The following is a 13,320-nucleotide window of genomic DNA, read 5'->3' on the forward strand; positions in this document are numbered from 1 at the left end:
GAATAAAAATGTGGGTCGATTGTCTTTTATGACAAAATGACCGAAAAGTTGATATGGGAGAGATGAAAATAACCAAATTTGACAATATAGATCTACAGGGGCTCGATGAGGATGCGGAATTGATACCGTTGTTGACCCCGGAAGACGAAGAGCAGATGAACAAGGAGCGCTTGCCGGAAACCTTACCGGTATTGCCTCTTAGGAATACAGTGTTATTTCCGGGCGTAGTGATTCCGATTACGGCCGGCAGGGATAAGTCCATCAATTTGATCAAGGACGCCAATAACGGTTCCAAGACTATAGGCGTTGTGTCCCAAAAGGATGAATCTGTGGAGAACCCGGGACCGGAGGACATCAATACCGTCGGGACAGTAGCCCGTATTTTACGGGTGCTTCAAATGCCGGATGGTAACACTACGGTCATCATTCAAGGTAAAAAGAGGTTCAAAATCGATGCGGTACTTACCGAAAAGCCGTATTTAACGGCCCAAGTGAGCGAAGCAGCAGAGGAGCGTCCCGATGAAAAAGGAAGTGAATTTGAGGCTATCATCGATTCAATAAAGGAATTGGCGTTCAAAATTATCAAGGACAACCCAAATATTCCCAGTGAGGCCACTTTTGCCATCAAGAATATTCAGAGCAATTCGTTCTTGATCAATTTTGTTTCTTCCAACCTTAATCTGGATGTGAAGGACAAGCAGCAGCTTTTGGAAATTGCCAATCTACAGGAAAGGGCATTGGCCACATTGAAATATATGAACATGGAGCTTCAAAAATTGGAGCTTCGCAACGATATACAGAGCAAGGTCCGTAGTGATATGGACCAACAACAGCGCGAATATTTCCTTCACCAACAAATGAAGACCATCCAAGAGGAGCTTGGTGGATTGTCGTATGAGGAAGAGGTGGATGAAATGGCGGAAAAGGCCAAGAAGAAAAAGTGGAGCAAAAAAGTGCAAGAACATTTTGAGAAGGAACTCTCCAAAATGCAGCGCATGAACCCACAGGTGGCCGAGTATTCCATTCAGCGGAACTATTTGGACCTTTTGTTGGATTTACCATGGAACGAGTTCTCCAAGGACAAGTTCGACCTGAAAAGGGCCCAAAAGATTTTGGACAGAGACCATTACGGATTGGAAGATGTAAAACGCCGGATTATCGAATATTTAGCGGTGTTGAAGCTGCGTAACGATATGAAGTCGCCAATACTTTGCCTGTACGGACCTCCAGGGGTGGGTAAAACCTCTTTGGGAAAATCTGTAGCAGAGGCATTGGGCCGCGAGTACGTGCGTATGTCGTTGGGCGGTCTTCGTGATGAGGCTGAAATCCGTGGTCACAGAAAAACCTATATTGGCGCCATGCCCGGTAGGATTATCCAAAGCTTGAAGAAAGCGGGAACATCCAACCCTGTATTTATTCTGGACGAAATCGATAAGTTGGCAAGCAGTCATCAAGGCGACCCGTCTTCTGCCATGTTGGAGGTTTTGGACCCCGAGCAGAACAGCGAGTTCCACGATAATTTCTTGGAAATGGGCTACGACCTGTCAAAAGTCATGTTCATTGCCACGGCGAACAACCTTTCTACTATACAGCCTGCGTTGCGCGACCGTATGGAAATCATAAACGTAACAGGCTACACCATCGAGGAGAAGGTGGAGATTGCCAAACGTCACTTGTTGCCCAAACAGTTGGAGGAGCACGGATTGGCTAAAAAGGATTTGAAAATCGGCAAGCGCCAATTGGAGAAAATCGTTGAGGGCTATACCCGTGAATCCGGAGTGCGTAGCTTGGAAAAACAGATTGCCAAAGTGGTGCGTTATGCAGCCAAATCCATTGCGATGGAGGAGGAGTACAATGTAACCTTGTCCAACGAGGATGTCGAAAAAATCCTTGGACCTGCCCGTTTGGAGCGCGACAAATACGAAAACAACGATGTTGCCGGGGTGGTAACGGGATTGGCCTGGACCAGTGTTGGCGGTGATATCCTGTTCATAGAATCCATTCTTTCCAAAGGAAAGGGAGCCATGAACATTACGGGTAACTTGGGTAAAGTGATGAAGGAATCCGCCACGATTGCCATGGAATACATCAAATCCAATGCTGATGCGTATGGTATCGATTCGGGTGTTTTTGATAAGTACAATGTACATATCCACGTGCCCGAAGGAGCCACTCCTAAGGATGGTCCCAGTGCAGGTATTACCATGTTAACGTCCTTAATTTCATTGTTCACCCAACGTAAGGTGAAGAAGAGTTTGGCCATGACCGGCGAGATTACCCTTCGCGGCAAGGTATTGCCAGTTGGAGGAATCAAAGAAAAAATCTTGGCGGCCAAAAGGGCAAAAATCAAGGAAATCATTTTGTGCGCCGATAATAAAAAGGATATCGAGGAAATCAAGGAGGATTATCTAAAAGGCCTGACGTTCCATTACGTAACCGATATGAGCGAGGTGATTGATTTGGCCATTACCAAACAAAAAGTGAAGAACGCCAAGGAACTTTAGATGATACTTGTCATGTAATCATCATGATATTTCTGCCTATTTTTGGCGTATGGGAAAAATTACGATAGCAATTGATGGATATTCCTCAACGGGAAAAAGTACCATCGCCAAACGATTGGCCGCTGCCTTGGGCTATATTTATGTGGATACAGGTGCCATGTACCGTGCCGTTACTCTTTTTGCATTGAACCATGGGTTCGTGAACGAGAAAGGTGAACTCGATTCCGCTGCTTTGATAGATAAACTTCCTGAGGTCAATCTTAAATTTGTTCCCAACACGGAAACCGGTCGTTCCGATATGTTTTTAAACGATGAAAATGTGGAACAGGAAATCCGTTCCATGCGAGTGTCCGGTTTTGTGAGCCCAGTAGCTGCCATTAAGGAAGTTCGGGAAAAATTGGTGAAGATTCAACAGGAGATGGGCAAGGACAAGGGTATTGTGATGGATGGCCGTGATATTGGTACCGTGGTCTTCCCCGATGCCGAATTAAAATTGTTTATGACGGCTTCCCCCGAAACTCGTGCCGCCCGACGCTACAAAGAACTATTGGAAAAAGGGGAGGAGGTTACCTATGCCGAAGTATTGAAAAATGTTGAGGAACGAGACCGAATCGACTCCACCCGGACCATTTCACCGCTCACCAAGGCCAAGGATGCCATTGAGTTTGATAACAGCGATATGGGACTGGAAGAACAGTTTGAGCGTATCCATGAGTTTGCCAAACGGGTGATTGCGAAGGATGCTTGAGAATTGGGTGGAATTTTAGAGTTGTACATATCGTTTTGAATAAACGCATAGCTACTCCGTCTGTGGTATTGCGAATAAACGAAAGGTACATCTACTGACTGTACAGCCCCGGCCAGAGCGGGATTGAAGCCGACTTGCGCTTATGTGTTGTATTGCTTAGTATTTAATTCAATTTTAAGTTGATTGGAATCGTGTACCTGAGATTTATATACTCTCCATTTAACTTCGCTGGAATCCAACGATCCAACGTCTTAACAACTCGAATAGCTTCATCGTTAAAAATTTCACTTGGAGATTTCACTATCTCTACATTTTCAATCCACCCTTTCGTGGTAATTGAAAATTCAACATATATTTTTCCTTCAATTCCTTTTTCCCTCGCCTCGTCGGGATATGCAAAGTTTTGACCAATGTGATTTAAAATTCCATTCACTCCGTCCGGATACATGGGAGACTTATCAAATTTCTCCCAAAAATAATCTGGGTTACGTTCAATTTCACTTTGTGAAATCACTTCTTTATAGTTTTGATTGTTGATAAATGATTGGGAAGGCCATTTTGAATTAAGAATTCCGCACGAACTGATAAGGATTATAGAAATTAAAAGTAAAATCTTTCTCATTGATTTCTTCGGTTTATAGTAAGTGCAACGACCTGTAAGTCAAGCTAATATTTTCTGGTTAACATTCCATCTTCAATTGACGAATCAACCTTCTGGGTTTATGGATGCCTGTTTTGAATTGATATGGAAACCCCTTCAAACAAAAAAAACGCCCAAAGGCGTTCTTTAATGTCAGGAGAAATAAAAATAGGATTGACCCATACGGTCGGGAAAGTGGTTGATAGCATTTCCAAAAGATTATGGGTTGGTTTAGAGGACAGCTTCCAATTGCTGTAGCGCAGCGGTAAAACCTTCTTTGAAACCCATTTCAATCATTTGTTCCAAACGTTCCAAGGAATCGTTCACGATAACAATATTTACGGTTGTTTTACCATTCTGTTCGCTAAAGCTCAAATCCCAATCTGAGCCTGGCAGGTCAGGATTTGCGTCTTTATCTGCAAAAGCGTTCAGATAGGTAAAATTGGATTTAGGTGTTATGGATTTGTACTTTTGAATGGCCCAATGTTCTTGACCTTCGGGTCCCACCATGGCATAGAACCGCATACCGCCTTCGCGAAAATCCATCTGTTTAGTTTTAGACTTGAATGGTTTTGGGGCCCACCATTGGTCCAGTAGTTCTTTTTTGGTAAAAGCATCCCAGACCAAGGATAGGTCTGCTGCAAATTCTTTGTCCACAAATACTGTTTTGGTTTTCTTGTCTACCTTAAAATCAAAGAGCAAATTGTTTTTCATTTTTTATCCTTTTTTAGATTTGATAATACATTGTCAAGTTGATCGAATCGGGATTCCCATATTTGTCGATATTGTTCGATCCATGCATCTACCTCCTTCAGTTTCTCTATTTTGAGCGAATAATGTATTTCCCTTCCCTGCTGTTCTTGTTTTACCAGGTCGCATTCTGATAGTATTTTCAGATGCTTGGAAATAGATTGGCGTGAGGTATTGAAATTTTCCGCAATGGCATTGGGTGTCATGGCCTGTACCGCAATAAGTGCGATAATTGCCCTTCGTTTGGGGTCTGCAATGGCCTGAAACACATCTCTTCTCATAATCTTAAAACGAAACTGATTGGTTGCAAATATATGCAACTATTTGGTTTCACAAAATTATTTTACAACTTATTCTTTATAAAAGTGAATTTTTGGTTTGTTCTTGAGGTAATGTATTAGTGTGCGGCCCCTTACTGATGGTGTTGTCCAAAAGTCAACAAATTGTTGTCCGGATCCGAAAGTGAAAACTCTTTCTGCCCCCACGGTTTTACTTCTAATTTTCCGTTCGGGTGTATTTTGGTATTGTTTGCCAGCAAGGATTGATAAAGCTCATCGATGTTGTTTGTACGTATATAAACTTGGCCGTAGTTTTCCTTAGGATCAAGGTTACGGAACTCAAAAAAATGGATTTGCACCTGATCTTTCTCCAACATTAAATAACCATCATAATCGGCGTTTCCAAATATGTTGAAGCCTAGTTGATTGCAATAGAAATCACGTGTCGTTTTTTTATTGCGCATGGGAAGTTTTGGATTAATGTGGGTGAGCATGGACTATTGTTTTGTGATGGACAACTAAGAAAAGATCGTGCTTTTTAGCCGTTAATCCAACAAAAAGGTGTTTCCATGAAATCTTTTTCATTCACGCATCCACATTGCAGGCCAATTATATTCCTTAGAAATGGTTCGTACTATTTCGTGGATCAAAGGGAAACCATTGTCGGAGTTAGTCATAATTACCGCTCCACGACCCTTGTTGGCGAAGGATACTGCATAGCAAACAAATCCTGCATTTCCTCCTGTGTGCCTAAAACGGAAAGCGTCCCCATCTCCATCTATCCCAATTCCGATGCCACCTGCTCCGGGTACCCTGGTCATCATTGTCCTTGCTGATTCTTGACTTAATAAACTATGATCTTCTCCACGATATGATTTTCCTAGTGCTAGCATAAACAAGGCTAAATCGGTTGGATTGGTCCAAAGTCCGGCCGCTGCCTTTTCGGGGTAGATATGATAGCCGCCGTCCACAACTTTTCCATTTTCCTTGTAACCATTTGCGGTTAAACTATCCAACTTTTCTGGAAGTGGATAAGCAAAGGAACTGTTCTTCATTCCAGTTGGATCAAGAATCAAAGTGTTTAGCAGTTGGGGAAACGCTTCTCCGGTTACATCCTCCATCAACATTTGCAATACTTCCATTCCACCGCCCGAATATAATTCGGACTCCCCGGGTTTTTGGACAACACGCACCGGTTCTGAATTGGTTATGTCACTTCCTTGTACTATTTCCAATAGTGTAGGGATCGAATCTTTTTTGTTGTAGCCTTGAAACCCGGATGTGCTTAAACCAGAAGTATGGCTCATAATTCTACGGGCTGTTACTTTTTCTATTTTGGTAAATTGATTATCGGGAACTTGCCACCTTTTTAATTTTGAGTTTACATTTTCATTGAGGGAAAACTTGTTTTTTTCAATCAATTTAAATGCCGCAACACTGGCAACTGGTTTGGAAATCGAAGCTGCTTGAAAGAGCGTGCTTTCGTTTACATCTTTCCCTGTTTCCTTATTTTTTTTACCATAGCCTTTTGACCAAAGGATTCCATTGTTGTCAAAAACCGTGATACTGACCCCAGGTACATTTAAGGCTTCCATTCTTGATTCAAGGGTAGTGGCTATGGAATCATTTTTGCCATTTTCGTCTATTTTGTAAATGTTGTTTTCAATCCTTGATTGTATCGAGAGTTCTTTCCCTATTGTGGAATCGACAATTTTATTTTTCTTATTGGAATTGCACGCTAATGTCAAAAGGGAAATTACAATGAAGCCAAAATTAATTCTACGCATTATCTGAAGGTTTTAAGAGATTGATTGATTCAAAGACGGCATTTTTTCTTGAGTGTTGCAAACTCTAATGGAAACCGATAGATAAAGCGATATCCAACAATTTAAAAACGATTAGGCAGAGGTAAGGAACTTTGCTCGTTCAAAAAAGCTAGCAGCGTGTGTTCATCTAGATAGTGGGATAGTTTTAGGTGCTTATTGCATGCAAAGACTCGATCCCAATACCAGGGTAAATCCAAATCCATTTTGCTAAAATCCAAGTCGTTTCTACTTGATAGCAAATTCCAGGAAACATATTTAGGGAATTTTTGTAACAATTCAATACTTATCTCTTTGGATTGAGTCAAAACAGTCCAATCGATTGAATCTGCAAATGCTTCGAGAATGTCAAACTCTAAATCTGTCCGGCGGGAGAATGACCACCAGTCAATATCATCTTTATATTTTTTCAAAAACGCTATGGATACAGTAAAAGCTACGTTGCCTGCCAACCTGGAAATTTCGTATTTGGAGCAATAAGGAAGAAACAGACCCTTGTATTTATCCCATGGAAAGTTCATGTTTTCTACAAGGCTTCCTAGGTTATTTTTTAGTTTTTCCTGATGTTTTTCTATGAAATCGTCTGTCCAAAGGTTTTTCGAATACTCACAAATAAGTTCCCAGTCAATGGTCGCAATGTTATCCTCTTTTTCTTTCTGAAGCAGTAAAGAAAAAAAGTCCACAGACCAATTGTTACCTTTCGCAAAATAGGTCCAGTAGACCCGTTCGCCTTCCTCACCCACCAAATCAATGGTGTCGTATTCCAGATCTCGATTCCATTCTTCTTCCATTTTTAAAAAGAATGCTTCTACTGACAATTTCATTTTTTGATAAAATTCAGGGGTCCAGAGCAATTGTTCACTATTGATTGCCCCACTAAAAGTACCCTCCCAACTACCAAAATCTATGTTTGGATATGCCCATTGAACCTTATCAGGATATTTTGTTGCCAGTTCAGGTAAAAAATCAATTTTGTCTTCATTTGAAATGGAGTTCCAGTTAATGTGATCTTTAAAGGCATCAATTATTTCCATTGTCCAAGGAATATCATAGCTCATCCAGTTCCAATCCCATTTGTCTTCAAACTGTTTCATGAATTCCAAATTCCAGGGCAGGCCTCCATTCCAACTAAGTCGCTTCCAGTCTAACCTATTTTTATGTTTTTCAATAAATTCAACGGTCCAAGGAAACCCTTCCACACCACTAAAGAGATCCCAATGCATGTTTTCGATTTTTTCAATAGCTTCAGGGGCCCAGGTTTCGGCATCATCTGCCCATTTAACATATCTGAAATATTTGTACATTCCTAAATCTGTATATGGACTTAGACTTGTTTTCAAATATTGTCTGGCATTTTTATTCCATTCAGGTAAACACAGTGCTAGTAATTCGGGTTCCTGAAAGATTTGTTCCTGACCAATAAAATCATCCCAAGTCCATTTTTTGCTGTGTATAAATTTTCGTATTAATTCGGGAGACCATGGCAGTGAAGTATTAAAATTCAAGAACCGCCCCTCTTTCCATAACAATCGGTTTTGATACTTTTCAAGTAAGGTGATGTTCCAGTCTATCAAGTGGTTGTCACTGATTCCTTCCCAATCCCATATCGATTGGTATTTTTTCAATAACTCTTCTGATAACGGATAACATTGAGAGATGGCCTTTATGGCGTTCTCTTTTTTGTTTAGTAACTGATTTGTGGTTAGATGTTTCATCAATTTCAATAGAAAAGGCACTTGGATTTATAATTCATAACGGCCCGCCTGAAGCTTAGCCATTGTTTGCTTGCGTTTTTTTTAATTTTTTAGCGTCTTTAAATTTTGTTTTCCAACATTTTTCTAATTCGATGTCTTTAAATTTTATGATTGTGTAGGAACTGTCAAAGCAAATGATTTCAATCTCAGAGTCAGGGAGTAAAAACTTATCAGGTTTAGTCCATATTTCACTGTTCATGTCAGCATATGGAATTTGGTCGTGGTTCAGTTTCTCAATCTTGTTCTTTGTTCCACAGAATACTCCCCAGATGAATTGGATTTTTCGGTTTTCTAAAATGGTCAAGAGTTCCTGTCCACTAAAGTGAATTATTTCAGATTCATGGTCGAGCTTTTCTACCAAACCTTTGTCATTGTAGTCAAGCAGAGTAAATTCTTGGTTTGTTAAAATCCAATTCAGTGATTTCAATTCTTCCTTGAATGGTTCTGTGATTTTACTCAAGTCCGTGTGAAATTCAAGTTGTTTTGTATCGTCAAGGATTAGTGTCATTTTAAATGCAAGCTAACTAGCGGGTTAAATATGAAATAAGCTAGAATTTAATATGAAGAAAAGCAGATTATTAATAATAATCCAGGGGTAATTGATAGATTTAGGTTTTGGGTTGACAGAACACCTTTCCCAATTGACCTGTTAAATACCTAAAACCAAAAAGGCGCCCAAAAGGACGCCTTGTGTATTGTCAGTTCGAGCGCAGTCGAGAACCTAATTACATCTCGACTGCGCTCGATGTGACAGTTACTTACAAATTCGGAATCTTCAGCACTTGGTCTGGATGAATAACATCAGGATTCTTTAATTGATCGGTGTTCGATTCGAATATTTTATTGTATTTCATCGGGTCTCCGTAGTAATGTTTGGAAATCTTGCTCAAAGATTCACCACTTTTAACCGTGTGGTAAGCATATACGGATTCATCCTCTACCGTAATGTTTGCCTTAATATCCGATGGACTTTCTCCACCAATTTCTTTGATTTTGTCCCACAACAAGTTTTTTTCATACTGGGTCTTGGTCATTCCCTTTATTTTTAAAACGTTGCCTTCAACATTTACATCACCGTTTTTCACTTCCAATTTCTCACCTAGGTCCAATACAGGCTGGTACTTTGCTTTTACACTCATAAGGGTACTTTTTTACAGTTAATAATTAGAACTTTCAAGATAGTCAATCTGTCTTTATTTTGCCATTAAATAATTGTAATACTTTTTTTGCGGAAACCTTGCTAGTATGCTTTGTATATCAATAATTTAATTGTATTTTTGCACCCCTTTTGGCAAGGAGGCAAGAGAAAAAAGGGAATCTAGAAAATCATTTTAAAACCACTTCCGCGGTAATTGTTCAACTCTTGTAAAACGTGGAATACAAATTTTAATCAGCAAAGCATGGCTGAAGAAAAACAAAACGTTGAGGTAGAAGAAACTGCCGCAGCACCAGTAAAAGAAGAAACACAACCCCAACAAGATCCAAAGGAATTTCTTGAAAATTTTGATTGGGACAAGTACGAAGAAGGAATCGAGCGTGTTGACGACAACAAGCTTAAGGAATTTGAAACACTTGTAGAGGAAAACTTTGTGGACACTGCCGATGAGGAAGTAGTGGAAGGAGAAGTTGTTCACATGACAGACCGTGAGGCTATCATTGACATCAATGCCAAGTCCGAAGGTGTAATTTCCTTGAATGAGTTCCGATACAATCCAGACCTAAAAGTTGGAGATAAAGTTGAGGTACTTATTGATATCCGTGAAGACAAGACCGGTCAATTGGTATTGTCCCACAGAAAAGCAAGAACTATTAAAGCCTGGGAGCGTGTTAACAATGCTCACGACAAAGAAGAAATCGTTACAGGTTTCGTTAAATGTCGTACCAAAGGTGGTATGATTGTTGACGTATTCGGCATCGAGGCATTCTTGCCAGGTTCTCAAATCGATGTGAAGCCTATCCGTGATTACGATCAGTACGTAGGTAAGACCATGGAGTTCAAAGTAGTGAAGATCAACCACGAGTTCAAGAACGTAGTGGTATCGCACAAAGCTTTGATCGAAGCGGACATCGAAGAGCAGAAAAAAGAAATCATCGGCCAGTTGGAAAAAGGTCAAGTATTGGAAGGTGTTGTCAAGAACATTACATCTTACGGGGTATTTATCGACCTTGGTGGTGTGGATGGATTGGTACACATTACCGACCTTTCTTGGAGTCGAATCAACCACCCGAACGAGGTTGTGGACCTAGATCAGAAATTGAACGTTGTTATCCTTGATTTTGATGATAACAAGTCAAGAATCCAGTTAGGTCTCAAGCAATTGGAGAAACACCCATGGGATGCCCTAGGTGATGAAATCAAAGTAGGTGACAAAGTAAAAGGTAAAGTAGTTGTAATCGCTGATTACGGTGCATTTATCGAAGTTGCCGAAGGTGTTGAAGGATTGATCCACGTTTCAGAGATGTCTTGGAGCACTCACCTTAGATCTGCTCAGGATTTCGTAAACGTAGGTGACGAGGTTGAAGCAGTTGTATTGACCTTGGATAGAGAAGATCGTAAAATGTCACTGGGTATCAAGCAATTGACTCCTGACCCATGGACCGATATTACTTCTAAATATCCTGTTGGATCACGTCACAAAGGAATCGTTAGAAACTTTACCAACTTTGGTGTATTCGTAGAGTTGGAAGAAGGAATCGATGGTTTGATCTATATCTCCGATCTTTCTTGGACCAAGAAAATCAAGCACCCATCCGAATTTGTTACCGTAGGTGATACTTTGGAAGTAGAGGTATTGGAATTGGATGTGGAAGGACGCAAATTGAGCCTTGGTCACAAGCAGACCACAGAAAACCCATGGGACAAATATTCCGATGAGTTTGCTGAAGGTACAATTCACACAGCTGCAATCGCAGAGGTTGTTGATAAAGGAGCTACTATCAACTTCAACGAGGACATCGTTGGGTTTGTTCCACAACGTCACATGGAAAAAGAAGACGGCAAAAAACTTCAAAAAGGAGAGGAAGCTGAATTCAAGATCATCGAGTTCAACAAAGATTTCAAGAGAGTTGTGGCCAGCCACACTGCAATCTTTAGAGAGCAAGAGGACAGAAATGTGAAGGCTGCTGCCAAGAAAAGAGCCACGTCTAGCGACGAAGCTGCTCCAACACTTGGAGATGCCAACTCACAGTTGCAAGCATTGAAAGACAAAATGGAAGCTGATTCCAAGAAAAAGTAATCAGACTTTTCAATGATACGAAGCCCCGCTGGAAACAGTCGGGGCTTTTTTATGTCCCGAAAATTTTAAAGAATTGCTTACTTTTGTATTCAACCGAGTTGGTCGCACATAGCATATGAGTCAAAAAGTTCTGCTTACTTCAAAGGAAATCAACATCATACTGCACCGGTTGGCCTGTCAGCTTATGGAAAATCATTTGGATTTCAAGGACACCGCTTTGATTGGTATTCAACCTAGAGGTGTTTTTTTGGCAGAAAGATTGGTGAAGATTCTCAAAAAGGAATACAAGATCAAACATATTGATCTTGGTTTCTTGGACATCACATTTTTTAGGGACGATTTTGGAAGGGGGGAAATCCTCAAGGCCAATTCCACACAAATGAACTTTTTGGTGGAAGATAAAAAAGTGGTGTTTATTGATGATGTTCTTTATACAGGAAGAAGTATCAGGTCCGCCCTTACGGCCATTCAATCCTTTGGAAGACCGAGCAATATTGAACTTTTGACATTGATTGATAGACGTTTTAGTAGGCATTTGCCCATCCAGCCCACCTACAGAGGTAGACAGGTGGATGCCATTAACGAAGAAAAGGTCAAGGTAATGTGGGAAGAGAACGACGGTGAAGATAAAGTATATTTAGTAAGCAAATAAAACGTAATGAGCGAGTTAAGTGTAAATCACTTGTTGGGAATCAAGTATCTGAACAAAAAGGATATATCGCTCATTTTTGAAACGGCAGACCACTTTAAGGAGGTCATCAACCGTTCCATTAAAAAAGTGCCCACCCTTCGGGATATTACCATAGCCAATATCTTTTTTGAGAACAGCACCCGTACCAAGCTCTCTTTTGAACTCGCGGAAAAACGGCTTTCTGCCGATGTGGTGAACTTTTCGGCAGGGCAATCCTCAGTAAAAAAAGGGGAGACCCTTATCGATACCGTAAACAATATCCTGTCCATGAAAGTGGACATGGTGGTGATGCGCCACCCCAATCCAGGTGCGGGGATTTTTTTGTCACAGCACGTAAAGGCATCTATTGTAAATGCAGGAGACGGTGCCCACGAGCACCCAACACAGGCATTGCTGGACTCTTTTTCCATTAGGGAGAAGTTAGGTGATGTAGGCGGAAAGAACGTGGTGATTGTTGGGGATATTCTACATTCCCGAGTAGCACTGTCCAATATTTTCGCACTGAAATTACAGGGAGCCAATGTGAAGGTTTGTGGCCCAAAGACCCTAATTCCTAAACATATCGAATCCTTGGGGGTTGGAGTGGAGACCAATTTGAGAAAAGCTTTGGAATGGTGCGACGTGGCCAATATGTTACGCGTACAGAACGAAAGAATGGATATCAGTTATTTTCCTTCCACACGCGAGTACACCCAGCAATTTGGGGTCAATAAAGAGCTTTTGAACAGTCTTAACAAGCAAATCGTAATCATGCACCCGGGCCCTATAAATCGAGGTGTAGAAATTACCAGTGATGTGGCCGATTCGGACCAATCCATTATATTGCATCAGGTAGAAAATGGAGTGGCGGTCAGAATGGCCGTACTGTATCTTCTGGCATCAAAAATTAAGTAAAG

The 13,320-nt window shown here is 40.9% G+C and carries 13 protein-coding genes; 5 read left to right on the forward strand and 8 right to left on the reverse strand.

All coding sequences use genetic code 11. From position 1 onward, the window contains the following. The first annotated feature begins 53 nt into the window (after window positions 1–53). Window positions 54–2,504 (forward strand): endopeptidase La, encoded by a 2,451-nt coding sequence (lon, locus tag DCK90_RS04575; RefSeq protein WP_108245012.1) that lies wholly within the window; start codon window positions 54–56, stop codon window positions 2,502–2,504. A 49-nt stretch (window positions 2,505–2,553) separates the two neighbouring features. Continuing rightward, on the forward strand, window positions 2,554–3,252 hold the full coding sequence (gene cmk / locus DCK90_RS04580; RefSeq protein ID WP_108245013.1) for a (d)CMP kinase: 699 nt from the start codon (window positions 2,554–2,556) through the stop codon (window positions 3,250–3,252). Window positions 3,253–3,415: 163 nt separating this feature from the next. Here cmk and DCK90_RS04585 read toward each other — a convergent pair whose 3' ends face one another. The 8 genes from DCK90_RS04585 to DCK90_RS04620 form a co-directional block, all read right to left on the reverse strand. After that, on the reverse strand, window positions 3,416–3,874 hold the full coding sequence (locus DCK90_RS04585; RefSeq protein ID WP_108245014.1) for an energy transducer TonB: 459 nt from the start codon (window positions 3,872–3,874) through the stop codon (window positions 3,416–3,418). Between the two features lie 249 nt (window positions 3,875–4,123). Further along, window positions 4,124–4,606: an SRPBCC family protein gene (locus DCK90_RS04590; RefSeq protein ID WP_108245015.1), complete on the reverse strand. Its 483-nt coding sequence runs from the start codon at window positions 4,604–4,606 to the stop codon at window positions 4,124–4,126. Next, the gene (locus DCK90_RS04595; protein WP_108245016.1) at window positions 4,603–4,923 is read right to left on the reverse strand and encodes an ArsR/SmtB family transcription factor; all 321 of its coding nucleotides are present in this window, start codon (window positions 4,921–4,923) and stop codon (window positions 4,603–4,605) included. The genes DCK90_RS04590 and DCK90_RS04595 overlap by 4 nt, the downstream gene beginning before the upstream one ends. Before the next feature lie 131 nt (window positions 4,924–5,054). Then, on the reverse strand, window positions 5,055–5,414 hold the full coding sequence (locus tag DCK90_RS04600) for a bleomycin resistance protein (protein ID WP_108245017.1): 360 nt from the start codon (window positions 5,412–5,414) through the stop codon (window positions 5,055–5,057). A gap of 87 nt (window positions 5,415–5,501) precedes the next feature. Then, complete coding sequence (locus DCK90_RS04605; protein WP_108245018.1) at window positions 5,502–6,707, reverse strand: serine hydrolase domain-containing protein; 1,206 nt, start codon at window positions 6,705–6,707, stop codon at window positions 5,502–5,504. 101 nt (window positions 6,708–6,808) lie between these two features. Then, on the reverse strand, window positions 6,809–8,458 hold the full coding sequence (locus tag DCK90_RS04610) for a hypothetical protein (protein WP_108245019.1): 1,650 nt from the start codon (window positions 8,456–8,458) through the stop codon (window positions 6,809–6,811). Window positions 8,459–8,513: 55 nt separating this feature from the next. Beyond that, on the reverse strand, window positions 8,514–9,005 hold the full coding sequence (locus DCK90_RS04615) for a hypothetical protein (protein WP_108245020.1): 492 nt from the start codon (window positions 9,003–9,005) through the stop codon (window positions 8,514–8,516). A 250-nt stretch (window positions 9,006–9,255) separates the two neighbouring features. Continuing rightward, complete coding sequence (locus tag DCK90_RS04620; protein ID WP_108245021.1) at window positions 9,256–9,636, reverse strand: LysM peptidoglycan-binding domain-containing protein; 381 nt, start codon at window positions 9,634–9,636, stop codon at window positions 9,256–9,258. Between the two features lie 261 nt (window positions 9,637–9,897). Here DCK90_RS04620 and rpsA point away from each other — a divergent pair, with 261 nt between their 5' ends. The 3 genes from rpsA (at window position 9,898) to DCK90_RS04635 (ending at window position 13,318) form a co-directional block, all read left to right on the forward strand. Continuing rightward, window positions 9,898–11,733, forward strand: coding sequence for a 30S ribosomal protein S1 (gene rpsA / locus DCK90_RS04625; protein WP_108245022.1), 1,836 nt, complete (start codon window positions 9,898–9,900; stop codon window positions 11,731–11,733). A gap of 115 nt (window positions 11,734–11,848) precedes the next feature. Continuing rightward, a complete protein-coding gene (gene pyrR, locus DCK90_RS04630; RefSeq protein WP_108245023.1) occupies window positions 11,849–12,385 on the forward strand; it encodes a bifunctional pyr operon transcriptional regulator/uracil phosphoribosyltransferase PyrR in 537 nt (178 codons plus the stop codon). Between the two features lie 6 nt (window positions 12,386–12,391). After that, window positions 12,392–13,318, forward strand: coding sequence for an aspartate carbamoyltransferase catalytic subunit (locus DCK90_RS04635; RefSeq protein ID WP_108245024.1), 927 nt, complete (start codon window positions 12,392–12,394; stop codon window positions 13,316–13,318). Window positions 13,319–13,320 lie beyond the last annotated feature (2 nt).

The organism is Muricauda brasiliensis (assembly GCF_003057865.1).
GTDB lineage: Bacteria > Bacteroidota > Bacteroidia > Flavobacteriales > Flavobacteriaceae > Flagellimonas > Flagellimonas chongwuensis.

Excerpts from the sequence above, each read along its gene's own strand:
- lon (WP_108245012.1), top strand. The coding sequence starts at position 54 with ATGGGAGAGATGAAAATAACCAAATTTGACAATATAGATCTACAGGGG.
- cmk (WP_108245013.1), top strand. The coding sequence starts at position 2,554 with ATGGGAAAAATTACGATAGCAATTGATGGATATTCCTCAACGGGAAAA.
- DCK90_RS04585 (WP_108245014.1), bottom strand. The coding sequence starts at position 3,874 with ATGAGAAAGATTTTACTTTTAATTTCTATAATCCTTATCAGTTCGTGC.
- DCK90_RS04590 (WP_108245015.1), bottom strand. The coding sequence starts at position 4,606 with ATGAAAAACAATTTGCTCTTTGATTTTAAGGTAGACAAGAAAACCAAA.
- DCK90_RS04595 (WP_108245016.1), bottom strand. The coding sequence starts at position 4,923 with ATGAGAAGAGATGTGTTTCAGGCCATTGCAGACCCCAAACGAAGGGCA.
- DCK90_RS04600 (WP_108245017.1), bottom strand. The coding sequence starts at position 5,414 with ATGCTCACCCACATTAATCCAAAACTTCCCATGCGCAATAAAAAAACG.
- DCK90_RS04605 (WP_108245018.1), bottom strand. The coding sequence starts at position 6,707 with ATGCGTAGAATTAATTTTGGCTTCATTGTAATTTCCCTTTTGACATTA.
- DCK90_RS04610 (WP_108245019.1), bottom strand. The coding sequence starts at position 8,458 with ATGAAACATCTAACCACAAATCAGTTACTAAACAAAAAAGAGAACGCC.
- DCK90_RS04615 (WP_108245020.1), bottom strand. The coding sequence starts at position 9,005 with ATGACACTAATCCTTGACGATACAAAACAACTTGAATTTCACACGGAC.
- DCK90_RS04620 (WP_108245021.1), bottom strand. The coding sequence starts at position 9,636 with ATGAGTGTAAAAGCAAAGTACCAGCCTGTATTGGACCTAGGTGAGAAA.
- rpsA (WP_108245022.1), top strand. The coding sequence starts at position 9,898 with ATGGCTGAAGAAAAACAAAACGTTGAGGTAGAAGAAACTGCCGCAGCA.
- pyrR (WP_108245023.1), top strand. The coding sequence starts at position 11,849 with ATGAGTCAAAAAGTTCTGCTTACTTCAAAGGAAATCAACATCATACTG.
- DCK90_RS04635 (WP_108245024.1), top strand. The coding sequence starts at position 12,392 with ATGAGCGAGTTAAGTGTAAATCACTTGTTGGGAATCAAGTATCTGAAC.